23 protein-coding genes are annotated in these 21,410 nt (G+C 39.4%); 8 read left to right on the top strand and 15 right to left on the bottom strand.

Translation table 11 applies throughout. The features are described 5' to 3' along the window. Window positions 1-26 precede the first annotated feature (26 nt). From FLJC2902T_RS04400 to murI, 3 genes are all read left to right on the top strand, one after another. Complete coding sequence (locus tag FLJC2902T_RS04400) at window positions 27-1,121, top strand: OmpH family outer membrane protein (RefSeq protein ID WP_035677131.1); 1,095 nt, start codon at window positions 27-29, stop codon at window positions 1,119-1,121. A 23-nt stretch (window positions 1,122-1,144) separates the two neighbouring features. Continuing rightward, entirely contained in the window at window positions 1,145-1,654 is a 510-nt protein-coding gene (locus tag FLJC2902T_RS04405) for an OmpH family outer membrane protein (protein ID WP_023578569.1), read from the top strand. A gap of 71 nt (window positions 1,655-1,725) precedes the next feature. Next, window positions 1,726-2,505, top strand: coding sequence for a glutamate racemase (gene murI, locus FLJC2902T_RS04410; protein WP_023578570.1), 780 nt, complete (start codon window positions 1,726-1,728; stop codon window positions 2,503-2,505). On the opposite strand, the gene FLJC2902T_RS04415 is transcribed toward murI, so the two are convergent. Both FLJC2902T_RS04415 and FLJC2902T_RS04420 read right to left on the bottom strand, forming a co-directional pair. Continuing rightward, complete coding sequence (locus tag FLJC2902T_RS04415) at window positions 2,502-3,020, bottom strand: gamma carbonic anhydrase family protein (protein WP_023578571.1); 519 nt, start codon at window positions 3,018-3,020, stop codon at window positions 2,502-2,504. The two genes, murI and FLJC2902T_RS04415, sit on opposite strands and share 4 nt — an antisense overlap. A gap of 47 nt (window positions 3,021-3,067) precedes the next feature. Further along, window positions 3,068-4,066 carry a PorP/SprF family type IX secretion system membrane protein gene (locus FLJC2902T_RS04420; RefSeq protein WP_023578572.1) on the bottom strand — a complete coding sequence of 333 codons (999 nt, stop codon included), beginning with the start codon at window positions 4,064-4,066 and terminating at the stop codon, window positions 3,068-3,070. A gap of 226 nt (window positions 4,067-4,292) precedes the next feature. Here FLJC2902T_RS04420 and FLJC2902T_RS04425 point away from each other — a divergent pair, with 226 nt between their 5' ends. The 4 genes from FLJC2902T_RS04425 (at window position 4,293) to FLJC2902T_RS04440 (ending at window position 8,347) form a co-directional block, all read left to right on the top strand. Next, window positions 4,293-5,192 carry a NifU family protein gene (locus FLJC2902T_RS04425; protein WP_023578573.1) on the top strand — a complete coding sequence of 300 codons (900 nt, stop codon included), beginning with the start codon at window positions 4,293-4,295 and terminating at the stop codon, window positions 5,190-5,192. A gap of 93 nt (window positions 5,193-5,285) precedes the next feature. Further along, window positions 5,286-5,489, top strand: coding sequence for a dodecin family protein (locus tag FLJC2902T_RS04430; RefSeq protein WP_023578574.1), 204 nt, complete (start codon window positions 5,286-5,288; stop codon window positions 5,487-5,489). A gap of 60 nt (window positions 5,490-5,549) precedes the next feature. Then, window positions 5,550-7,571 carry a thioredoxin domain-containing protein gene (locus tag FLJC2902T_RS04435; RefSeq protein WP_023578575.1) on the top strand — a complete coding sequence of 674 codons (2,022 nt, stop codon included), beginning with the start codon at window positions 5,550-5,552 and terminating at the stop codon, window positions 7,569-7,571. Window positions 7,572-7,576: 5 nt separating this feature from the next. Next, a complete protein-coding gene (locus FLJC2902T_RS04440; RefSeq protein ID WP_035677135.1) occupies window positions 7,577-8,347 on the top strand; it encodes a mechanosensitive ion channel family protein in 771 nt (256 codons plus the stop codon). Here FLJC2902T_RS04440 and tsaB read toward each other — a convergent pair. The 3 genes from tsaB to FLJC2902T_RS04455 form a co-directional block, all read right to left on the bottom strand. Further along, the gene (tsaB, locus tag FLJC2902T_RS04445; protein ID WP_023578577.1) at window positions 8,337-9,008 is read right to left on the bottom strand and encodes a tRNA (adenosine(37)-N6)-threonylcarbamoyltransferase complex dimerization subunit type 1 TsaB; all 672 of its coding nucleotides are present in this window, start codon (window positions 9,006-9,008) and stop codon (window positions 8,337-8,339) included. The genes FLJC2902T_RS04440 and tsaB overlap by 11 nt on opposite strands. Window positions 9,009-9,080: 72 nt before the next feature. Further along, the gene (locus tag FLJC2902T_RS04450) at window positions 9,081-10,406 is read right to left on the bottom strand and encodes an efflux RND transporter periplasmic adaptor subunit (RefSeq protein ID WP_023578578.1); all 1,326 of its coding nucleotides are present in this window, start codon (window positions 10,404-10,406) and stop codon (window positions 9,081-9,083) included. Between the two features lie 3 nt (window positions 10,407-10,409). Continuing rightward, window positions 10,410-11,789, bottom strand: a complete 1,380-nt coding sequence (locus FLJC2902T_RS04455; RefSeq protein ID WP_023578579.1) for a TolC family protein — start codon at window positions 11,787-11,789, stop codon at window positions 10,410-10,412. 142 nt (window positions 11,790-11,931) lie between these two features. Between FLJC2902T_RS04455 and FLJC2902T_RS04460 the strand changes: the two genes are divergently transcribed. After that, complete coding sequence (locus FLJC2902T_RS04460; RefSeq protein ID WP_023578580.1) at window positions 11,932-13,323, top strand: DUF4403 family protein; 1,392 nt, start codon at window positions 11,932-11,934, stop codon at window positions 13,321-13,323. Between the two features lie 118 nt (window positions 13,324-13,441). On the opposite strand, the gene FLJC2902T_RS04465 is transcribed toward FLJC2902T_RS04460, so the two are convergent. From FLJC2902T_RS04465 to FLJC2902T_RS04510, 10 genes are all read right to left on the bottom strand, one after another. Then, window positions 13,442-13,723: a hypothetical protein gene (locus FLJC2902T_RS04465; protein WP_051364235.1), complete on the bottom strand. Its 282-nt coding sequence runs from the start codon at window positions 13,721-13,723 to the stop codon at window positions 13,442-13,444. Further along, entirely contained in the window at window positions 13,713-14,264 is a 552-nt protein-coding gene (locus FLJC2902T_RS04470; RefSeq protein ID WP_035677139.1) for a DUF420 domain-containing protein, read from the bottom strand. The genes FLJC2902T_RS04465 and FLJC2902T_RS04470 overlap by 11 nt, the downstream gene beginning before the upstream one ends. Further along, window positions 14,264-14,890 carry an SCO family protein gene (locus FLJC2902T_RS04475; RefSeq protein ID WP_023578582.1) on the bottom strand — a complete coding sequence of 209 codons (627 nt, stop codon included), beginning with the start codon at window positions 14,888-14,890 and terminating at the stop codon, window positions 14,264-14,266. The genes FLJC2902T_RS04470 and FLJC2902T_RS04475 overlap by 1 nt, the downstream gene beginning before the upstream one ends. Before the next feature lie 6 nt (window positions 14,891-14,896). After that, window positions 14,897-15,547, bottom strand: a complete 651-nt coding sequence (locus FLJC2902T_RS04480; RefSeq protein ID WP_023578583.1) for a hypothetical protein — start codon at window positions 15,545-15,547, stop codon at window positions 14,897-14,899. Between the two features lie 78 nt (window positions 15,548-15,625). Next, window positions 15,626-15,976 carry a cytochrome C oxidase subunit IV family protein gene (locus FLJC2902T_RS04485; RefSeq protein WP_035677142.1) on the bottom strand — a complete coding sequence of 117 codons (351 nt, stop codon included), beginning with the start codon at window positions 15,974-15,976 and terminating at the stop codon, window positions 15,626-15,628. 22 nt (window positions 15,977-15,998) lie between these two features. Beyond that, the gene (locus FLJC2902T_RS04490) at window positions 15,999-16,976 is read right to left on the bottom strand and encodes a cytochrome c oxidase subunit 3 (RefSeq protein ID WP_023578584.1); all 978 of its coding nucleotides are present in this window, start codon (window positions 16,974-16,976) and stop codon (window positions 15,999-16,001) included. A 44-nt stretch (window positions 16,977-17,020) separates the two neighbouring features. Next, window positions 17,021-17,608: a cytochrome c oxidase subunit 3 gene (locus FLJC2902T_RS04495; protein WP_023578585.1), complete on the bottom strand. Its 588-nt coding sequence runs from the start codon at window positions 17,606-17,608 to the stop codon at window positions 17,021-17,023. 1 nt (window position 17,609) lies between these two features. After that, window positions 17,610-18,524, bottom strand: a complete 915-nt coding sequence (gene cyoE / locus FLJC2902T_RS04500) for a heme o synthase (RefSeq protein ID WP_035677145.1) — start codon at window positions 18,522-18,524, stop codon at window positions 17,610-17,612. Window positions 18,525-18,648: 124 nt separating this feature from the next. Further along, the gene (locus tag FLJC2902T_RS04505) at window positions 18,649-19,188 is read right to left on the bottom strand and encodes an SRPBCC family protein (protein WP_023578587.1); all 540 of its coding nucleotides are present in this window, start codon (window positions 19,186-19,188) and stop codon (window positions 18,649-18,651) included. A 45-nt stretch (window positions 19,189-19,233) separates the two neighbouring features. Next, window positions 19,234-21,399, bottom strand: a complete 2,166-nt coding sequence (locus FLJC2902T_RS04510; protein WP_023578588.1) for a hypothetical protein — start codon at window positions 21,397-21,399, stop codon at window positions 19,234-19,236. Window positions 21,400-21,410 lie beyond the last annotated feature (11 nt).

Below are 21,410 nucleotides of genomic sequence, written 5' to 3' on the forward strand. Positions count from 1 at the left end.
TAGTTGGAATTAACTTAATCAACATTATGAGAAAACATTTTTTAATTGTACTTGTAAGCTTGGCTTTTTTAACTGCAAACGCCCAGGGAAAAGGTGTTAAGGTAGGGTATATTGATATGGATTATATTCTGGAGAAAGCCCCAGACTATGCCGAAGCAAAAAACCAACTGGAACAAAAAGCACAACTCTGGAAACAGGAGATTGAGGTTAAGAAGAACGAAATTAACAAACTAAAAGAAAGTTTAAAAACCGAAAAAGTACTTTTAACCAAAGAGCTTATTGCAGAAAGAGAAGATGCAATAGCGTTCCTTGAAAAAGAACTATTGGAATACCAACAAAAAAGATTCGGCCCTAACGGTGACTTAATGATTCAGAAAGCCACACTAATAAAGCCGATACAGGACCAGGTGTTCACAGCGGTTCAGGATATTGCCGCGGCACAGAAATATGATTTCATTTTCGACAAGTCATCCGACTTAACCATGCTTTTTGCAGCTCAGCGTTTCGATTTGAGCGACAGGGTGTTGCGGGTTTTAATGCGCGCTCAAAAGAAAGAGCAGATGACAAAGAAACAAATTAAAGAGCAGGAAAAACAGGACGCTTTAGACGCTATGGCTGCTGAGAATCCGGATCAGATAGAAAGACAGAAAAAAATAGACGCGAAAAAAGCCGAAAGAGAAAAGCTTATTGAAGAGAGAAAACAGGCCATTGAAGAAAAGAAAAAAGCGGCAGAAGAGCGAAGAAAGCAACTCTTAGAAGAACGAAAAAAGAAACAGGGAAAAACAACTGAAGAAAGTAAAACGGAAAAAACTTCCGATTTGTTTCCCGAAAAAAATACTGACGGCAAAACCGAAGACGGCAAAGCGACAGATGGTAAAACAGCAGAAGACAAACCTACAGAAAAAACAGCCGCCGAAATAAACGCCGATAAAAAAGCGGAAGCCGAAGCAAAGAAAAAAACAGCTGCCGAAGAACGTCAGAAACTATTGGAAGAAAGAAAAAAAATCCTGGAGGAAAAGCGTAAAAAAATTATCGAAGACAGGGAAAAAGCCAAAAAAGAAAAAGAAGAGGCTCTGAAAAAGAAAACAGAGGAAAATAAAACCGGAGAAAACAAAAATTAAAATCATTAACAACTATTTCAACCATGAAACAATTAAAAACTTTACTTATCGCTGCTGCACTTTTCATCGGTGCTAACCAAACCATTTCCGCTCAGGCAAAAGTAGCCCACATTGATGTTCAAGAACTAATGACTACCATGCCGGAAATGAAAACAGCTCAGGCTCAGGTTAAAAAAATAAGTGAGACTTATGACAACGAATACAAAACCATGGTAACTGAGTACCAAAACAAAATGAAAAAGTACGAATCCGAGGCTACAACTGTGACTGAGGTAGTTAACGAAACCCGTGCTAAAGAAATGCAGGACATGGGACAGCGTATCCAACAGTACAGAGACACGGCGCAAAAAGAATTGCAGCAAAAAGAAATGGATCTTGTAAAACCAATCATGGATAAAGCAAAAACTGCGATTCAAAAAGTAGCGAAAGCAAAAGGATACCAATACGTACTTGACGCTACCAGCGGAAGCGGAGTTATCGTTGCAGACGGTCCGAACTTATTAGCAGATGTTAAGAAAGAATTGGGTTTCTAATAAATTCCCTCTAAATACAAAAAACTGTCTCGTTCTGAAAAACGAGACAGTTTTTTTTTAAATTTGTTTTTATGAGCAGCAACAACCCCATAGGCATCTTCGACTCAGGCATAGGCGGAACTTCGATTTGGAAAGAAATTCATCAACTTTTACCGGGTGAAAACACCATTTACCTCGCTGACAGTAAAAATGCTCCTTACGGACAAAAATCTAAGGAGGAAATAATTGCCTTAAGTTGTAAAAACACGGAGCTACTATTAGCTCAAAACTGCAAGCTGATTGTGGTGGCCTGCAATACTGCCACAACAAATGCCATAAAAGAACTGCGTGCCAAATACGACGTGCCCTTCATCGGAATTGAACCGGCCATCAAACCGGCTGCAAACCAATCCAAAACCGCAACCATTGGCATATTAGCCACAAAAGGGACTCTCAACAGCGAACTCTTCAGCCGCGCCGTGCAAACACATCACTATGTCAAAATAATTGAACAGATCGGCCACGGACTTGTGCCACTAATCGAAGAAGGCAAAATAGTATCTGCTGAGATGACAGCACTATTAGAAGAATATCTCAAGCCTATGGTAGATGCGAATATCGATTACCTTGTTTTGGGCTGTACTCATTACCCTTATCTAATCCCACAAATCAAAAAAATTATTCCGGATCACATACAAATCATCGATTCTGGGCAAGCAGTAGCCAAACAAACCCAAAACGTCCTTAAAAAAAATAATCTGCTCAATAGTTCCGATGAAACTAAAAAGCAGATTTTCTATACAAACAGCGATTCCAAAGTCCTGAAAGATATTCTAGGATTCACTGAAAACGTTTATGAAAAGGAATTCTAATCCTCTTTAAACCAACTCGAATACATAACGTAATTATTCGATATACGCTCGATTTCGCCGGCAAAATCCGAAGCATTGATATCTTTAACCTTCTTAGCAGGAATCCCCGCATAAATAGCCCCGGATTCAACCACGGTATTTTGCGTAACCACCGAACCGGCTCCAATGATGGAATTACTGTTAATAATACAATTATCCATCACAATAGCCCCCATCCCGATTAAAACATTGTCGTGTACAGTACAACCGTGAACAATGGCATTGTGACCTATGGAAACGTTATTTCCGATAACCGTCGGATGTTTTTGATAGGTACAGTGGATTACCGCACCATCCTGAATATTTACTTTGTTTCCGATAGTAATGGAATGTACATCGCCACGAACCACGGCGTTAAACCAAACACTACAGGATGTTCCGAAAGTAACATCCCCCACAATAGTAGCATTTTCAGCTACATAACAATCCTCCGGAATCTGAGGATATTTCCCTTTTACTTCTTTAATTAGCGCCATAAATATCAAAAAAAAGTCCCGATAAATCGGGACATATTAAATCTTAATTAGTTAACTGCAGGACAGTTACAGTGGTAAGGCTCACGTTTACAGTTGAAGTTGATACCTAATGTAATTTGATGAAAACCACTATTATCGAATTTAACAGCCTGTGACAAATAAGTATAAGTATAAGCAAACATAAAGTTCTTATAGTTAAGACCTACAATAGGTGTCCAATATTGCAAACTTTGCTCGTCAACAGTACCACCACTATAATACTGGGTTGCATCAAAACTTCTTCTGTAAGACAGTCCACCCCAAATTTTACCGAAATCTTCCATGTTCTTGTAAAGTTTCAGGTTGATATCAATCGTTTTCTCTTTGGTTTGTTCAACCGATTGGAACATCACAGAAGGTTCCCATAAAATCCCTTCATCATTACCAAATGTATATCCGGCAGAAAAAATGTATTTTCTCAAATTGTCTATCTCAATATCAGTATAGATTTCACGTTTCGTTTCAATTGCGTTTTTCACCGTGAAATGGGTGTAAAAATCAACAAAATGATATGACATCCCCAAATCAACATTGAAATAACCGTATTGTGGCTTCCCGTCTCCAACAGCAGGGTCAAAACCTTCGAATTCTGTTTGATCCAATACACTTTGAATAAGCCCTATGTTTGCTCCGAAAGACAACATGTTCAAATCATCATTACCTTGTGAAAAACGGATATGGTGCGCGTAAGTCACTTTAATTCCTTTTTGTGAATGGTATCCATTGCGGTCATTGAATGCAATGGCTCCAACTGCAGAAGTCCCCTCATCACCTAAAGACGTATTAAAACTAAGGGTTTGCAGTGCCGGAGCATCCGTCTCACCAAACCATTGCTGACGCGCAGTCAATCTGACTTTTGCACAGTTTGCTGCTCCGGCCATAGACGGGTGAATTAAATAGTAGTTATCCGATAAATAATCAGAATAAACGGCAATACCTTCTTGTGAGAATGATAGTTGGGTCAAAAAGAAAGCTAGAATTAAAAGTCGCTTTTTCAGTATGTTCATATTTCTTTATTATTGAAAATAAGGGTCGTTTTTATTAAAAAATAGCGGTATTTTTCAAAGCCTCCAAATATATAAATTTTTAGATAAGAAAAACAACCAAAATTTTAATTTACACAATTTTAATGTAAAAAAATAAGCACCGATGTGTTAATTTTTTCATTAAAAAGCCAAATATACTTATTCGTAGCATATAACTTCGTTAAATTTGCAGAAAATCACAAATCGCATGCAAAAAGTAACCATAAGAGAAACTCAGAATCCGAGCATATTAAAGTTTGAATTCCAGGATTTCATCACCAAAAATCAGAATTTTGAGTTTAAAAACATAGATGAAACTGCCGCATCTCCACTGGCAAAACAATTGTTCTTCCTTCCTTTCGTTAAAACTGTCTACATTTCCGGAAATTTTATCGCCATCGAGAAATTTTCCATTGTGGAATGGTCCGAAGTAAAAGAACTGGTAGCCGAACAGATAGAGACTTTCGTGGATAAAGGCGGTAAAATCCTGAACATAGAAGAATCGGAAAACAAAAAAGTTCCGGTAACCGTTTACAGCGAAACCACCCCGAACCCGTCGGTTATGAAATTTGTGGCCAGCAAAATGTTAACCAAGACAGCGGTGGAGTGCAAAAATATTGATGAAACAGCAGCATCGCCTTTAGCCAAGGAATTGTTCAAATTCCCATTCGTTAAAGAAGTGTTTATCGACGAAAATTACGTTTCCATTTCTAAATACGAAATTGCAGATTGGATGGAAATCACACAGGAAATCCGCTCCTTCATCAAAATCTATATCGAAGAAGGAAAAACGGTTATCGACGAAACACAAATCGTAAAAACGGCCAACCACGAAAAACAACAGGAAGCCTATTTCGACAAACTGGACGCTACTTCACAGCAAATCATTAATATATTGGAAGAATATGTAAAACCGGCGGTACAGTCAGACGGCGGAAACATCGCTTTCCAGTCGTATGACGAAAAAGAAAAACGCGTAAAAGTAATTCTTCAGGGAGCCTGCAGCGGTTGTCCGTCTTCCACTTTCACCTTGAAAAGCGGAATCGAAAACATGCTGAAAGAGATGTTACACGATCAGGAAATCAAAGTAGAAGCCGTTAACGGATAATTCTGCCTTTTGCTCTAAAACTTCGCATCTAAATTGTTTTTAAAAAAAATACCTTCTAATTTTAATAGGTAAAACACTTAAAAACAACACATTATGGGAGTACTGAAAGTAATCGAGATTTTATCCAGTTCGGATGTGAGCTGGGAAGAAGCAACCCGAAAAGGAGTGGCCGAGGCAGCAAAAACACTAAAACACATTCGTTCGGCTTACGTTCAGGAGCAAAGCGCTGTGGTAAATGACGAAGGCAAGGTCACCCTCTACAGAGTCAATCTGAAACTGTCTTTTGAAATCAAATAATTTTAAGAAATCACCGTATCTTTAAGCGTTCAATTTTGGACGCTTTTTTTATCTAGTATCATGAACGAATTACAGCACGAAACCAGTCCGTATTTATTACAACACGCCAACAATCCCATCCACTGGAAAGCGTGGAGTGACCATTCCTTAGCTACGGCCAAAAACGAAAACAAACTCATTATTGTAAGTATCGGATATTCCGCCTGCCACTGGTGCCACGTTATGGAACACGAAAGTTTCGAAGACGAGACGGTTGCACAAGTCATGAATTCCGATTTCATCTCCATAAAAGTTGACCGAGAAGAACGTCCCGATGTTGATGCCGTATACATGAAAGCCGTTCAGCTGATGACAAAACAAGGCGGCTGGCCCTTAAATGTGGTTTGTCTTCCCGACGGGCGTCCAGTATGGGGTGGAACTTATTTCAAAAAAGACAATTGGATGGATACACTGCAACAACTTCAAACACTGTATTCCGAAAATCCGGAAAAGATGGTCGACTATGCCGAAAAATTACATCAGGGTATTCAACTATTGGGACTCGTGGAAAAAAATCCGACAGAAGAAAAAATCGATCCAAACAATATAAAGGCGCTGGTTGAAAAATGGTCCAAAAGTTTCGATTGGGAATTTGGCGGTTATGCCAGAGCGCCTAAATTCATGATGCCCAACAACTATTTATTTTTACAACGATACGGCTATCAGAGCAAATCAAAAGACCTATTGGATTTTGTGGATTTAACGCTTACGCGGATGGCTTACGGCGGTTTGTTCGACACCGTTGACGGAGGTTTTTCAAGATATTCGGTAGACATGCGCTGGCACGTGCCGCATTTCGAGAAGATGTTGTACGATAACGGGCAATTGATTTCACTATATTCCGAAGCTTATAAAAGAACACAAAATCCCCTGTACAAAGAAGTGATTGAAAAAACACTCACATTCATTGAACGCGAACTGCTGAATTCCGACAACGCTTTTTATTCGGCACTGGACGCGGACAGCATCAACGAAATCGGCGAATTGGAAGAAGGCGCTTTTTATGTATGGAAAAAAGAGGAACTACAAAAACTCCTGAAAGACGATTTCGAGATTTTTTCCGAGCTTTTCAATGTCACTGATTTCGGTTTTTGGGAACACGACAATTATGTTTTAATTCAAAGCCAGACAGTTGAAAATATCGCATCACAATTCGGCCTGACCGAAAACGATTTGCTTAAAAAAAAGAAAAACTGGGAGCGACTGCTTTTCACCGAAAGGAAAAAACGTCCGAAACCGCGGTTGGATGACAAATCACTGACTTCCTGGAACACCATTATGCTGAAAGGCTACACCGATGCTTATAAAGCATTGGGTAACGAACATTATTTGGCTGTAGCCGAGAAAAATGCAGCGTTTATTATTCAGAAACAGTGGACTGCCGATGGATTTCTTTGGCATTCCTATAAAAACGGAAAAAGCACCATCCCTGGTTTTCTAGAAGATTACGCTTTCGTAATTGATGCTTTTATCGGATTGTACCAGGTCACTTTCGAAGAAAAATACCTGATGCAGGCAAAACAACTGACGGATTATTGTCTGGAACATTTCTACGACGAAACCCAACAGTTTTTCGCTTTTACCGCCCGCACCGAAAAACAACTGATTGCGTCTCATTTTGAAACCGAAGACAATGTTATTCCGGCCTCCAATTCGGTAATGGCAAACAATTTATATACTTTATCGCTGTTGTATCACAATCCGTTTTATGAAAAAATTGCGTTACAGATGTTGCACCATATGATTCCACACATGGATTATGCTTCTGCCTATTCGAATTGGATGAACCTGTGGCTGAATCAGTCTGAAGACAATAAGGAACTGGCCATTTGCGGTAAAGCGGCATTGGAAAGCCTGAAAAAAATCAATTTTGAATATTTGCCAAACGTAATAATCGCCGGAACCACAAAGCCATCCGACTTGCCTTTTTTAGCCAACCGGTTTGACGAAGAAAATCTTCTGTTCTATATTTGCCAAAATAAAAACTGCCTGTTACCCAACACTTCTTTAGAGGCAACGGTATCCGGATTAAAAATCAGCTAAAAGCCATGAGAGTAGAACAAATGAACAACTTTTTCGTGCATTATTTTAATGTATTAATCGATTTTTCACCAAGAGTAATTTCAGCGGTACTGGTGTTGCTTGCTGGTATCTGGGGAATTAAGATTTTCCGAAAAGTGGCGGAACGAATCATGATCAAACGTGAATTGGAGCCTACAGTAATCCAATTCATCTCCGACATTTTAATATGGGGTGGCCGAATATTGCTTTTCGTAACGGTTATTTCACGCCTCGGAATCGAAACCACGTCGTTCGTAGCCATCTTTGGAGCCATTGGTTTGGCAGTGGGGATGTCGCTACAAGGATCTTTGTCCAATTTTGCAGGCGGAATGCTGATTATCATGTTCAAACCCTTTAAAGTGGGCGACACTATCGAAGCGCAGGGAGAAACCGGAAAAGTAATGGAAATTCAGATTTTCACCACGAAAGTCCTGACCGCACAAAACCACATAATTTATATTCCGAACGGTGTTTTATCCAATGGAAAAATCAAAAACCTTTCACAAAAAAGCACACGCCGCAGTGACCTGATCGTTCGTACAAGTTATGATTCGGATATTAAAACTGTGAAAAGTGAACTGGAATCCATCGTGAAAAATCATCCGAAAGTATTAAAATCGCCCGCTCCGGAAGTTACCGTAAACGAATTGACCGATGCTACCGTGAATTTCGCTGTTCGTATATGGGTAAAAAATGCCGATTTACAAATGGTAAATTCAGACATTTTACAACTGAGTAAAACCGTAGTTAGGATTTAGCTTTGGTAGTCATCACAAAGTCTTTCAGATAAAAAGGTTCGAAATAAGCGACATCCACAAAGTCGCTTTTTTTGTACTTTTCAAAAGACATCGCGCTCATTTCGTTTGAGGACGGATAAATGATTTCGTCGTGATAAATAAAACGTTCAGAACTCAGCACTTCTTTGCATTTTGACGCTCCGTCACCAACCAGATGAATTGTCCCCAAACTTTCGGAATAGCTGTTTTCATCGATAATCTCCGCCTTGGTTTCACGTACTTTCGTGTAGTCGTTATCAAAAAAAGCGGCAAAAACCTCCATGCGACGCGCATCAATCATCGGAACAATCCTTCCGCTTTCGATGGTGATTTTACGAGCTAAAGCTTCTAAGGTGTCAGTGGCAATCAACGGAATATTCAGAGAATAACACAATCCCTTCGCTGCGGAAACTCCGATACGCAATCCGGTATAGGAACCGGGGCCCTGACTCACGGCAATCGCTTTTAAATCCTGAAACGTTATTCCGGCCTGACGCAAAGCTTCTTCGAAAAAAAGATGCAGTTTTTCCGCGTGGGAATACCCTTCATCCGCTACTTCCAGACAAACGACAGTCTTCCCTTCGCTGGCAATGGTTACCGAACAGTTTTTTGTTGCCGTTTCAATATTTAAAATGTAAGCCATGAATTTGAAATTATTGGCAAAGATACATATTAGAATTAAAAAAGGCTTTCAGTTAAACCGAAAGCCATCTCTTTATGCTTTTTTATCCTTATCCTTATCCTTTTCCTCTTCAGCCTCTTTTTTCTTAATGGTGACTTTATCGCCCGGGTTCAATTCTTTGGTCACGGTAGTATAAGGTCCGACGATGATCACGTCTCCCTTTTTCAGTCCGCTGATCACTTCGATATTGGTATCGTCCTGGATTCCGGTTTTTATAACTCGTAATTTTGCCTTATCCCCTTCTTTCACAAATACGCATTCGTATTTTTTATCGGTAGAACCTTTAATTTTCTCTTCCTGCTCTTTTTCCAGTTCTTCCACAATGTCTTTTTTGACAGCTGTTGTATCGGTTTTCATCACAACCGCACTGATCGGCACTGCTAGGATATTTTCTTTTCGGGTGGTAATGATATCAACCGTAGCGGTCATGCCCGGACGGAAAGGCGAAAAATTAGCCGGTTTCCCTTCGGTTAAATCTGCATACGATTCTTTTAAAATACGCACTTTCACTTTAAAATTGGTCACCTGATCCGCCGAGGTGGTTGCCACGGATGAGTTGGAAATACTGGTCACAATTCCTTTGAATTCTTTTTTCAGATAGGCATCCACTTCAATTTTAGCCTCATCACCAATGCTGATTTTCACGATGTCGTTTTCGTTCACATCGACTTCCACTTCCATATTGTTCAGGTTGGCTACGCGAAGCAATTCGGTTCCGGCCATTTGTTGGGTACCTAAAACACGTTCGCCTAATTCCACATCCAGTTTTGAAATGGTTCCGTCTGCCGGAGCGTAAATGGTAGTTCTTCCCAAGTTATCCTGCGCTTCGGTTACGGTAGCCGAGGCACTTTTCACATTATAATACGCCGATTGTTTGTTAGCCTGAGCCACTTCATACGCCGAAACCACTTTGTCCCATTCCGATTTTGAAATCACGCCTTTTTCGAACAATCGCTTGTTTCTGTCGTAATTTGATTTTGCTTCCTTCAACTGCGCATCGGCCTGATTTAAACCTGCTTTTGTTGTAGACAACGATGCTACGGTACGGTTCACACCCGACTCATAAATATCCGGATTGATTTTCACCAGCAAATCGCCTTTTTTAACGGTTTGACCTTCCTTAACCGGTAAGGAAATAATCTCGCCGGATACTTCCGAAGAGATCTTAACTTCCACTTCGGGTTGTATTTTTCCGGTAGCCGAAACCGTTTCCACAATTGTGATTGCATCTGTTTTGGCGATTTCGACTTCTTTTCCTTCGTCTTTACTTCCGATAACGCCTTTTTGTTTTAGTACAACTAATATCGCCACTAAAGCAACAACACCTCCTAATAATAAAAATTTCGTTCTTTTTGTCATGATCTATTTTGTTTGTACAATCGGGATTCCGAAGTAAAATTCTAATATTTTGGTTCTGAAAATATAATCGTATTTGGTTCGTAACACTTCTGATTGCGCGTTCACGTATAAGGTTTGTGCCTGATTAAAATCAAAAACATTCATCAGCCCTACTTCATAGCGTTCTTTGGCATAATTAAACGCCTGCTCTCTCGCCTCTAAAGTGGAAGCAGCCGCTTCATACGATTTCAAAGCCCCTTTTGTATCGGTATAGGCCGTATAAACCGTTCGTTCTAAATCCAAGCCGTTTTGTTCCAGATTAATTTTGGAACGCTCCAAAGCTACTTTTGAGCGAGCCACGTTATTTCTGGCAGACAATCCGTTTAAAATTGGGATATTAAGCGACAAGCCAATATTTTGCCCTTTATTTTCATCGAACTGATCTAAAACCGGTTTCGGACCTGCTATTATAGGCGTGTTATCCTCTTCTACCCCCACTAACCTGTCAGAATACGAAGCACGGGTTGCGAAACTGTAAAATCCTCTTAATGTAGGTTGATAGCCTCCACGTGCAATTTTCAGATCTTTTTCGGCAATATCAACGTTTGTTTCAGCCAACTTGATGTCGGTTCTTATTTCCTTCGCTTTATCAAAAATCGTTTTGGGTTCCTGCAATAATATACTGCTTTCCTGAACCGGTATTGATGTGTCTGCAATGTCAAATTCCTGAAAATTATCCAACTGAAGCAATTGTGCCAGACTCAGTTTTGAAATCAGTAAAGCATTTTCGGCAGCAATCATTCTTTGGGTTGTCGTGGCTACTGTTGCTTTCACATCCATCAGATCGCCTTTCGGCACTACACCGGCATCCACAAGATCCTGTGTGCGTTCCATTTGCTTGTTCTCATATTTCAACTGCTCCTGCTGTACTTTTAAATTTTCCTTGTTAAAAATAATCTGCAGATAGGCATTGACGACATTCAGTGAAACATCTTCTTGCATTTTGGTAAGCTGGTACTGTGTCGCAATAATGGAAAGATTGGCTTTTCGCAACTGATTTTGATTCTGCAGCCCTTTATAAATATCAATTCCTACATCAACCCCGACATTGGTGTACTGCGTGGTTTGGTTTCGCAACAAACCCGTGGTGATATCCTGATTTAAACCAACATTCCAGGAATGGGAGGCCTGACCAATCATCGAGGGCAGGAAATTACCGTAAGCATCTTTTTTGGAAATATCCGAAAGCTCCTTATCCAAGGTGGTATTCCTGATGGATATGTTTTTTTCCATTGCATAATTTACACATTCTTCCAACGTCCATTTTTTAGATTGGGCTTTGGACTGAAAGGAAATTAACAGCAATCCGAAAAACAATGTTTTAACTGTACTTGTTCTTTTCATATACTTATTTTGAAAAGAGAGCATAAAACTTTATCAGAAAGCACTCTCTTATTCATGAAAACATAAGACGCATTTCTTTACAAAAAGTTACAGCATGCAATGAATAAAAATTTTACTTTTACCGAGATTTATTAAAATTCTCATGAAGCTATTTTTCTCTTTTTTAGTTGTTTTTGCATTGTGTGCCCTTTTCATCGGCTGTTCTTCCACAAAAAAAATAGAAGCGATGAAACCGATGCCGAGCGACAACACGCCGACTGTTTACAAAACCACTACCTCCTTCATCAATATGCCTGTAGAAATCCCGCTTAAGGAAATTGAGATCCAACTCAACAAAGCCTTAACAGGATTAATCTACAACGACAGTATCCTAAACGACGATAAAACCGAAATGAAAATCTGGAAACAGGCCCCGATAAAACTAACCGAAAAAAACGGCAAAATACAATCAGTTATTCCGATGAAAATCTGGGCGAAGGTAAAATACGGAACGGATTATTTAGGATTGAATGATACCCGGGAAATCAACCTGAACGGAACGGTTACCCTTTTAAGCGACGCTAAACTTTCAAACTGGAAACTAACAACTTCTTCCGAGATAGAAGATTTTGAATGGAGCGAAAGCCCATCGATAGTCGTTGCAGGAAGAAATGTGCCGATTACCTATCTTGTGAATCCGACCCTACGCATTTTTAAATCGAAAATTGCCAGAAAAATCGACGACGCCATTAACAAATCGGTGGATTTTAAGCCGATGGTTTTATCGGTTCTTGAGAAATTGAGCACTCCGTTTCAAACCAGCGAGCAATACGAAACCTGGTTTAAACTGATACCGTCCGAATTGTACGTAACCGATGCCGTCTTATCAAAAAGCAAAATCACCATGGACATGGGATTGAAATGCAGCATGCAAACCATCGTGGGACAGCAACCGGCCAACACGTTTAAAAAGGAAACCATCGTTTTGAAACCTGTCAGCAAAATGCCGAACAAAATTGAGGCTACAGTCGCCGCCGTTTCCACTTACGAAAGTGCATCACGGATTTTAACGAAAAACTTCCAGGGGCAAACCTTCGCTTCCGGAAGCCGTAAAATAACGGTACAGAAAGTAGATTTATGGCACAAAGACGGGAAAATGATCATTGCCCTGGATATGACCGGAAGCGTAAACGGAACCATTTATTTGTCGGGCTACCCGAATTACAACGCCGTAACCAAAGAAATTTATTTTGACCAACTGGATTATGTTTTGAATACCAAAGGCGTACTGACCAAAACGGCGAATTGGCTTTTAAGCGGAATGATTCTGAACAAAATTCAGGAAAGTTGCCGTTATTCGATTAAAGGAAATTTAGACGAAGGAAAGAAAAACCTTTTACCTTACCTGAGTAATTATTCACCTATGAAAGGTGTTTTCGTAAACGGAACATTAAACGATTTTGAATTTGACAAAGTCGAACTGACCGACAAAGCAATTATTGCTTTCATTAAAACTTCGGGACAAATGAGTGTGAAGATTGACGGGATGGAATAACAGAGATCCGTATTCAGTCGCTATAATCAGTGATCAGATAACGAACAGCAGTGGCCAGTTACCAGTTGTGCACAAGGCATAATAAAAAAAGCAGCTTCAAATGAAGCTGCTTTTTTTATTACTTATTTTCCTGTTTTTTCTTTCCGTATTTTAAACGGTAAATTGCAAAACCTATAGCGCCAACCAATATATACGGAATGGCCATTAAGTAAACTATTCCGTCGTTAACCGCACCTGCCTGCACACCGGATTCTTCACTTTCCAAAGCGGCGCGACACATGGCACATTGCGCATTTGTTTCCAGAGAAAAGAAACAAGAAACAAGAAACAAGAAGAACAATACGGTCCTTCTATCAATTCCTTTTCCTTTTCCTTTTCCTATTCTTTGCTTATTGAACATAGTACGGAGAAATCATCAGATAAACAATTACACCCGTAACCGCTACATACAACCATAATGGAAATGTAATTTTAGCAATCTTTTTATGGCGTTCAAAACTTTTTGATATCGCTCTTACATACGTAATCAACACAAAAGGAATAATCACTATAGAAAGCAAAATATGCGTCACCAAAATGAAATAGTACACGTATCTAATCACTCCCTCTCCTCCGAATTTGGTGGAGTCGGATGTCATGTGATATGCCACATACATTCCCAAAAAAGCAACCGAACATGCTATTGCAGTTTTAATAAGATACTCATGAAGGCTGCGCTTGCCGTTTTTAATAGCCAAAACAGCCGCAACCAACAATACAGCTGTTATACCGTTAATCGTGGCGTAAATTGGCGGCAAAAACGATAACGGTTGTACGTCATAACCTAATTTCCTGAGATTAACTCCGAACAACAATGCCACTACCGAAGGGATTGCCACCGACAAAACCACGATCCATTTGTTGTATTTCTTTTCAATTGAATTACCTATTGCATTTTCCATTATTCTTCTAATAATTTTTTAATATCTTCTTTCAACATATCAATACCCGGTTGTTCCAGCCCGTCATAATACAAAATCGGATTATCGAACTCGTCTCTTCGACAACGTATATTTCCTTTTTTATCTATCAATGCAAACATTCCCGAATGCTCGAAACCACCGTTTACGTTTTTATTTTCGGCCGCATACAGGTTAAAACCGGTTTGTGCCAACTTATGAATATACTCCTTTTGTCCGGTCAGAAAATGCCAGTTGTAATGCTTTACACCCAAGTCCGCAGCATGCTTTTTTAAGTGTTCCGGGGTATCTGTGGCGGGATCGATGGTTATGGAAGCAATTCCGAAATCGGGTTTACCGTAGAACTCCTTTTGCAATTGCAGCATGTTCTGATTCATTTTCGGGCAGATGGTTGGGCAGGTCGAAAAGAAAAATTCCACCACATACACTTTTCCCAAATAATCTTTATCGGAAATCTTTTTATTGTTCTGATCCATTAATTCAAAAGCCGGAACCGGTCCGATGGTATGCAAATCTGATTTCTGAAATTTGGCCACAATTTTAGGCACTGCCCAAATCCCGAACAGCAAAACGATGAATGAAATACCTATGTATGATTTGTTTTTCATTTCTTACTATATTTTTCTTTTGTTATTTCTTTTAAGTGCCAAGCGGTATTCGGCTAAAATAATCTTTACGTCATCGGCCATTTCATTGTGTAGATCGGCCGCAGAAATTGTATTATAGCCTTCTTTATATTCGTGTTCCCCTTTTTTATTTTTACCTTTTCTTCCGCGAAGGTTTAAATCTTTGTCGACAATATAAACATTGGGAGTAGCCAGGTTTTCATTCAACTGTCCTACCAGTTTCAGTTTGGCATAATATGCTTTTATTTCTTCAGGTTTAGCAAAAACAAAATGCCAGTTGGACAAATCGGAGATTCTACCCAATTCAGCCATCATTTCTTTTGCCTGATTCTGATTACCGTCCGGAGCCACCATTACCACCTGAAAATCTTTAAACTCTCTGTTTTTATTGTAAATCTTCTGATCCAGATTGAAGGCATTCCCCTTCTCTTTCAGAATTTCCGAACCGGGAAAACCAAGAATAGTGATTTGATCCTTGAGCTGTACCGGTTTGCCGTCTAAAGAAGTCCATTGTGACAACTCCGGAACATTAGGAGTAAGCGTGGGTAATTTAGCGAAATTATTCACGCCGGATGAGAAGAAAAGATAGGCACAAATGGGCAAAGCGAACAAAACCGTGAGAACAATATATTTTTTCATGTTAGAATACTGATTACTTGGGTGCAAAAATAAAAAAAGGTACGCAATTGCGTACCCTTTTTATAAGTTAATATGTTCTTAAAAAATCCATTTATAATGAGATGTTTTAAACACATCAAAAACATAATTACCTTCTACTAGTAAGATGAACACTAAATAGAGAATTAGAAATACTAATGGCCCAACTATCGACCATCTTAAATTACTTTTTTCACCTTCAAGGTGCATGAAAGCCCACATGATGTAGTAAGCTTTAACAACTGTCAATATGATGAATATCCAGTTTAATAAATTCATTGACAAAAGATTTGTCATGTATAAGGAATGTGGTTTTTCAATACCTAAGTAAACCTCTACAATTGTTACAAGAGATAGAAGTCCGAAAACCATCCAGATTCTTTTCGTATTTGATTCGTGTGCGTGTCCCATGATACTTTCTTAATTATATAAATTACACTAAATAGAAGAATGTAAATACAAACACCCAAACTAAATCTACAAAGTGCCAGTACAATCCAACTTTTTCAACCATCTCATAGCTTCTTCTCTTCTCGTAAGTTCCAAGAATCACATTGAAGAAAATCAAAATATTGATCACTACCCCTGAGAATACGTGGAATCCGTGGAATCCAGTAATGAAGAAAAAGAAGTTAGCAAACAACTTGTGTCCGTATTCGTTATGTTTCAGGTTTGCCCCTTCCACAACCATTTTCGCTTCTTTTAAACGCTCTAAAGATTCTTCTCTGGACAAAACAGTTTTCTTTTTGTCTTTGGTTAAATATTCGGAACGGATTAATATATCCGGATTAGCTTTGAAACCTTCCACCACTTCTTCAACAGAATAAGTTGGAAGCGTCTCTCCACCTTCGAACCAGATTCCTAAATTGGCTTCTTTCTGAACTCTGTCTTTTGGCAAATGAGCCGCAAAATCAGCCAAAGCCACTCTTTCTCCGCTTTTGTTTACAAACTGAAGAATTGATCCACCTTTAGTTTCGATGGCTCCGTGAGAACCCTGAATGAAGTTTTTCCACTCCCATGCCTGAGAACCCAAGAAGATAAGACCTCCAACCACGGTTAAAAGCATGTAAACCGCAACTTTTGTTTTTTGCAATTTGTGTCCTGCATCTACAGCCAATACCATAGTCACAGAAGAGAAGATTAATATAAACGTCATTAAGGCCACATAGTACATTGGCGCTTCCACACCATGTAAGAACGGAAAGTGCGTAAACACTTCGTCGGCAATTGGCCAGGTTTCTATAAATTTAAATCTTGAAAAACCGTAAGCAGCAAGGAATCCGGAGAATGTTAAAGCATCTGATACGATAAAAAACCACATCATCATTTTGCCATAACTTGCTCCCATAGGCTCGTTTCCGCCTTCCCAAGTTTTTCCGTTAGTAGCTGTTGTAGTAACTGTCGCTCCCATTGTAAAGTTATTAGTTAAAAAGTTCCCAAATTTACATTTTTTTTCTATTTGTAGAAATAGAAAAATAAAAACAAGTACAACCACAAGAAATCAAGAAAGTGCCAAAACATCGCACCTAGCTCAATACCAAGGGTTTGAGTAGAATTGTATTTTTGTTTAAAATGATTATAAATTATAACCAAAAGCGCCATCAGGCCTCCGAAAAGGTGCGCTAAGTGTACGATCACCACAACATAAAGAAACGAAGTAGTAATTGTGCTTTCACTTCCCGTAAAAAAATAGCCCGAAGCCACAACCTGACTGAAACCTTCAAATTGCAGATAAACAAAAGCAAGTCCCAATACCAACGTAGCCAAAAGACACATTGTGGTAGCTTTCCTGTCGTCCTTCTGAATTGCTTTTTTGGCCAGATGAAAAGAAAGACTGCTTAACAACATCACAACCGTGCTGGCGATGAATGCAGAAGGCAATGTAAAATCGTTCAACCAGTCCGGTCGCGATTTACTGATTACATAAGCACTGGTTAATCCGGCAAAAACCATCACAATACTTATCATAGCGAACCAAAGCAGCATCTTATACGATTTTGCTTTTCTGTCATTGTGTTCCTGAATCGACATTTTCATTTCCATACTATCGTAAAAATTTATCTATAACATAAACCACTTGTAACAAAGAAATATAGGAAACACTCACCAACATAAGCTTTCTGGCGGCTTTCTCATCCATTTCCTTATATAATTTCACTGCAAAGTAGAGCATCCATACTCCCAGAAGCAATACTATTCCCGCAGCAATATAACTCAATTTCAATTCCCCTGTAAAACCGGACACCGGAAGCAATGACGCTATAATCAGCCAGACGGTATACAGAATGGTCTGTAAAGCGGTCTTCTTATCCTGTTTCCCCGTAGGCAACATAAAGAAACCGGCTTTTTCATAATCCTTGTACAAAAACCAGCCGATAGCCCAAAAATGAGGAAACTGCCAGAAAAACTGAATCAGAAACAAAGTTCCGGCTTCGATTCCGAAATTATTGGTTGCCGCAACCCAGCCCAACATAAAAGGAATGGCTCCGGGAAAAGCCCCAACAAACACAGAAAGTGGCGTTATGGTTTTTAAAGGTGTATAAACACTGGTGTAAAGAAAAATCGAGATTGCACCAAACATGGCCGTTTTCGGGTTGATGCTGTACAAAATCGCCAATCCGGCAATCGTTAAGACAGATCCAAGTATAAACGCATTTTGTTTGGAAGTCCTTCCCGAAGGCAATGGTCGGTTTTTAGTTCTGTCCATCAACGCGTCCAGATCTTTTTCGATGATCTGATTGAACACATTGGAAGCGCCCACCATACAATAACCTCCAATTCCAAGCAGAATGAAAGTCAGCCAGGAAAACGGAAAATCGTCAGAAACCCCTAGAAGGTATCCCACAATAGATGAAAAAACCACACTGACAGCCAATCCGGCTTTTGTGATTTCTTTAAAATCAGTAAGCAATGAGGTTAGTGTTAACGGTTTTCTCGAAGTATCCAATGCAGTTTTCATTTAAGCCCCTTAAAAGGTGCGCAAATATACTTCAAAATTTATATTTCTCAATAGCAATACCTTAAAATCAGGTTTCAAAACAAGTTTTAACAAAAAAGGCAAACTTTACAGCCTGCCTTTTGTTTTATTTTTCCATAATGGTTTTCAAATCCTTCAACCCTGTATCCATAGCTCCTCCTATTTCCTTATCCATATCAACAGTCAGCAGGAATAAATTCATCGGAAAATCCATATGTCCGCTGAAACCCCATTTTACTTTTGTTTGGGTTGGAGATATGGCTTCAGTAACAAAATAAGCATCATCCTCGGCTTCAAAAGGTTCTTTGAAACGCAATTTCAAATCGATTCGTTCCCCTTCCGTAATCTTTATGATTTCCTGTTCTCCCTTACCTACCTCTTTATTATCACTGTCCCAAGCATAAACGAATCCTACTTCACCATCATTCCCTTTGTATTCTTTTTTGGAGTTCGGATCTTTTTTATTCCAAACACTGAAATTGTCCTGATTTTTGACCATTTTCACATACTCAAAAACTTCCGCTTCCGGCTTGTTGATGACAATTTCCCGCTCAATCGCGTAGTCTTTTTTCGCAAACAGCCCTACGATGAGCAAAATCGCAATGATTGCAACAACAAATAACAGTACTTTTTTCAAGATTCCCATACACTTATTTTTAACAGTTAATCATTAAATGTACGAAAAAAAATACTAATAATCATAATACCAGTTAAACAGATCGGAACGAAGCCCTATCGAAAACCAGGTTGTACTTGAACGGGTTATGTTTAAAGTTTCAGATTTAACTTCTGTCGTCGGGTCAAAATTTCTATAAATCAGATTACCAAAAATTTTCAGGTTCATCGACGGATTGACCACATAGCCCGCCTGCAAATCGGCAATCAGAATATTGGTTTTATTTCCCTGACCTACTTTTACGCCCGTATCTGCATAACGCTCCTCTTCATAATCGCGATAGATATCCCCTCCGTAATTGGAATGATCAATTTTAGCTGCACCCGGAGCCGGTTTTTCAAAATCAAAGCCTTTCACTCCGTAAGTCAGTTTCGTATTAGCAAACCATCTTCCTTTATAATATCGTCCGATAAGCGCAAATTCATAGAAATTAGCTCCCCACGCATGCCCCATACTTTGGTTGTTGTGTGCGTAATTAGTGATAATCCGGCTATGAGAATACACATAAGGACGCACATGATTGTATTCCGCCTGAAGCAATAAATTCTTAATCTTGAAAGCATCGTAATATTTCGCTCCCAACTGATAGGCATATTTATTCTTCCAACTCTGTTCGCCACCAAACATATCGCCTGTTGAAAATTCGTCCACCAAAAACTGTCCGTACAGATTCACCTGACTGTTCCATTTATACTTTGAAGCAAATCCTAAGGCAGCATTCCCACTCTTTGAAGAAGATGAAAATTCAACGGAACGGAAGAAGACAATCGGATTAATGAAACTCATATCATAACCACGGTTGTTAGTATTGGTCCAAACCACCGATTCAAAGAAACCGATATTCAAACGCTTGGACACGTTCCAACTCAGATAGTGATTTGCCATATACTTGGTCGCGTACGTTCCATCGACGGTAACATCTTCACCTGTAGAAGCATCTTTACCTCTAACATCTTTCAACCACATATAGGTATTCGTATATTTAATTTTCCAAAATGTGGTATTGAGTTTAAAATATGGATATGGACTTGCCGCATCACTGGTAAAAAGAGAACGGTATCCGTCACCGATGAAATTTCTGCCGTACCCTAACTGAAGATTAATGAATTTGGCAGGCGCAAACATCAGATTAGCATCTGCGGAAGGAAAATCATAAGCATCTTCCTTAAATCTTTTTGCGATACCGATTCCCGGAACGATTGCCGGATTTCCTCCCGAAGGCTTTATCGATTCGGCATACTGATTATAGTAATCCGCGAATCGTCCCTGACTTTCGTAAATGGATGTGGTAAAAAACAATTGTTCACCAAGACCTCCCTGAATATGTATTCCTCGCGTATTCACAAAGGTATGGTCAATGGTTTCACTGCTGAAATCTTTCCCTAAACGAAAATCAAATATCGGGTTCACGGTAAACCAGTAGTACTCCCCCTGAAGGGCCACCAAATGCTCGTTCCATAATTTCCGACCGAACCATGTGTCCCTTTTCTGCATGCTTTGCTTATAAATTCCGTCCAGGTCCTTATATTTTGAAACTTCCGCATAGGTATAAGGTTTTGAAGCCGTGTGATTATTGGTGCCGACCTGATTCAGAGGAGCGTCAAATTCACCGTAATTGGCATGCGAAAACGGGATATTTAAAGCACTTTTAAACTGAGGATTATCGAATTTCTTATAAGTATGAGCAACACTTGCATATTCCTTAGATTCCGATTTCGGATCGATAACAGTCTTTCTCTTATCCTGCTCCAGAATCGCCTGAGTCCCATACACAGCAGGCTTTACCAAAGGGATGGCGATTTTCATCGAATATTTTGAATAAATCGGTTTTCCCGCATATTTGGAAGGCTCAACTTTAGGCAATTGCGAAAAAACACGCTTAGTTTCCTCAACCAATTCCGGAAAAGCGGCATCCGTATAAAGCACTTTGAAGGTTCCCGTAGTATCCACTTCAAAAAGTGCAATCACATTGCCTTTGAAATTTTGATCCGTAACAACTTGCGGCACTTTGAAATTGGCGTACACAAAATTCTGCAACTGATTATAAAAACACGCTTCCTGTTGGCTGACGATAGTTGCTTTACATTCCGGAAAAACAGGAAATTGTTCCTTGGAATTGATTTGGGCGGTAATAAATTGACTGAAGCCGAAGAAAAAAAGTAACGGTATTAAATATTTCATTTGTTTTTTTA

This window comes from Flavobacterium limnosediminis JC2902 (assembly GCF_000498535.1).
Classification (GTDB): Bacteria; Bacteroidota; Bacteroidia; order Flavobacteriales; family Flavobacteriaceae; genus Flavobacterium; species Flavobacterium limnosediminis.

Excerpts from the sequence above, each read along its gene's own strand:
- FLJC2902T_RS04400 (WP_035677131.1), top strand. The coding sequence starts at position 27 with ATGAGAAAACATTTTTTAATTGTACTTGTAAGCTTGGCTTTTTTAACT.
- FLJC2902T_RS04405 (WP_023578569.1), top strand. The coding sequence starts at position 1,145 with ATGAAACAATTAAAAACTTTACTTATCGCTGCTGCACTTTTCATCGGT.
- murI (WP_023578570.1), top strand. The coding sequence starts at position 1,726 with ATGAGCAGCAACAACCCCATAGGCATCTTCGACTCAGGCATAGGCGGA.
- FLJC2902T_RS04415 (WP_023578571.1), bottom strand. The coding sequence starts at position 3,020 with ATGGCGCTAATTAAAGAAGTAAAAGGGAAATATCCTCAGATTCCGGAG.
- FLJC2902T_RS04420 (WP_023578572.1), bottom strand. The coding sequence starts at position 4,066 with ATGAACATACTGAAAAAGCGACTTTTAATTCTAGCTTTCTTTTTGACC.
- FLJC2902T_RS04425 (WP_023578573.1), top strand. The coding sequence starts at position 4,293 with ATGCAAAAAGTAACCATAAGAGAAACTCAGAATCCGAGCATATTAAAG.
- FLJC2902T_RS04430 (WP_023578574.1), top strand. The coding sequence starts at position 5,286 with ATGGGAGTACTGAAAGTAATCGAGATTTTATCCAGTTCGGATGTGAGC.
- FLJC2902T_RS04435 (WP_023578575.1), top strand. The coding sequence starts at position 5,550 with ATGAACGAATTACAGCACGAAACCAGTCCGTATTTATTACAACACGCC.
- FLJC2902T_RS04440 (WP_035677135.1), top strand. The coding sequence starts at position 7,577 with ATGAGAGTAGAACAAATGAACAACTTTTTCGTGCATTATTTTAATGTA.
- tsaB (WP_023578577.1), bottom strand. The coding sequence starts at position 9,008 with ATGGCTTACATTTTAAATATTGAAACGGCAACAAAAAACTGTTCGGTA.
- FLJC2902T_RS04450 (WP_023578578.1), bottom strand. The coding sequence starts at position 10,406 with ATGACAAAAAGAACGAAATTTTTATTATTAGGAGGTGTTGTTGCTTTA.
- FLJC2902T_RS04455 (WP_023578579.1), bottom strand. The coding sequence starts at position 11,789 with ATGAAAAGAACAAGTACAGTTAAAACATTGTTTTTCGGATTGCTGTTA.
- FLJC2902T_RS04460 (WP_023578580.1), top strand. The coding sequence starts at position 11,932 with ATGAAGCTATTTTTCTCTTTTTTAGTTGTTTTTGCATTGTGTGCCCTT.
- FLJC2902T_RS04465 (WP_051364235.1), bottom strand. The coding sequence starts at position 13,723 with ATGTTCAATAAGCAAAGAATAGGAAAAGGAAAAGGAAAAGGAATTGAT.
- FLJC2902T_RS04470 (WP_035677139.1), bottom strand. The coding sequence starts at position 14,264 with ATGGAAAATGCAATAGGTAATTCAATTGAAAAGAAATACAACAAATGG.
- FLJC2902T_RS04475 (WP_023578582.1), bottom strand. The coding sequence starts at position 14,890 with ATGAAAAACAAATCATACATAGGTATTTCATTCATCGTTTTGCTGTTC.
- FLJC2902T_RS04480 (WP_023578583.1), bottom strand. The coding sequence starts at position 15,547 with ATGAAAAAATATATTGTTCTCACGGTTTTGTTCGCTTTGCCCATTTGT.
- FLJC2902T_RS04485 (WP_035677142.1), bottom strand. The coding sequence starts at position 15,976 with ATGGGACACGCACACGAATCAAATACGAAAAGAATCTGGATGGTTTTC.
- FLJC2902T_RS04490 (WP_023578584.1), bottom strand. The coding sequence starts at position 16,976 with ATGGGAGCGACAGTTACTACAACAGCTACTAACGGAAAAACTTGGGAA.
- FLJC2902T_RS04495 (WP_023578585.1), bottom strand. The coding sequence starts at position 17,608 with ATGGAAATGAAAATGTCGATTCAGGAACACAATGACAGAAAAGCAAAA.
- cyoE (WP_035677145.1), bottom strand. The coding sequence starts at position 18,524 with ATGAAAACTGCATTGGATACTTCGAGAAAACCGTTAACACTAACCTCA.
- FLJC2902T_RS04505 (WP_023578587.1), bottom strand. The coding sequence starts at position 19,188 with ATGGGAATCTTGAAAAAAGTACTGTTATTTGTTGTTGCAATCATTGCG.
- FLJC2902T_RS04510 (WP_023578588.1), bottom strand. The coding sequence starts at position 21,399 with ATGAAATATTTAATACCGTTACTTTTTTTCTTCGGCTTCAGTCAATTT.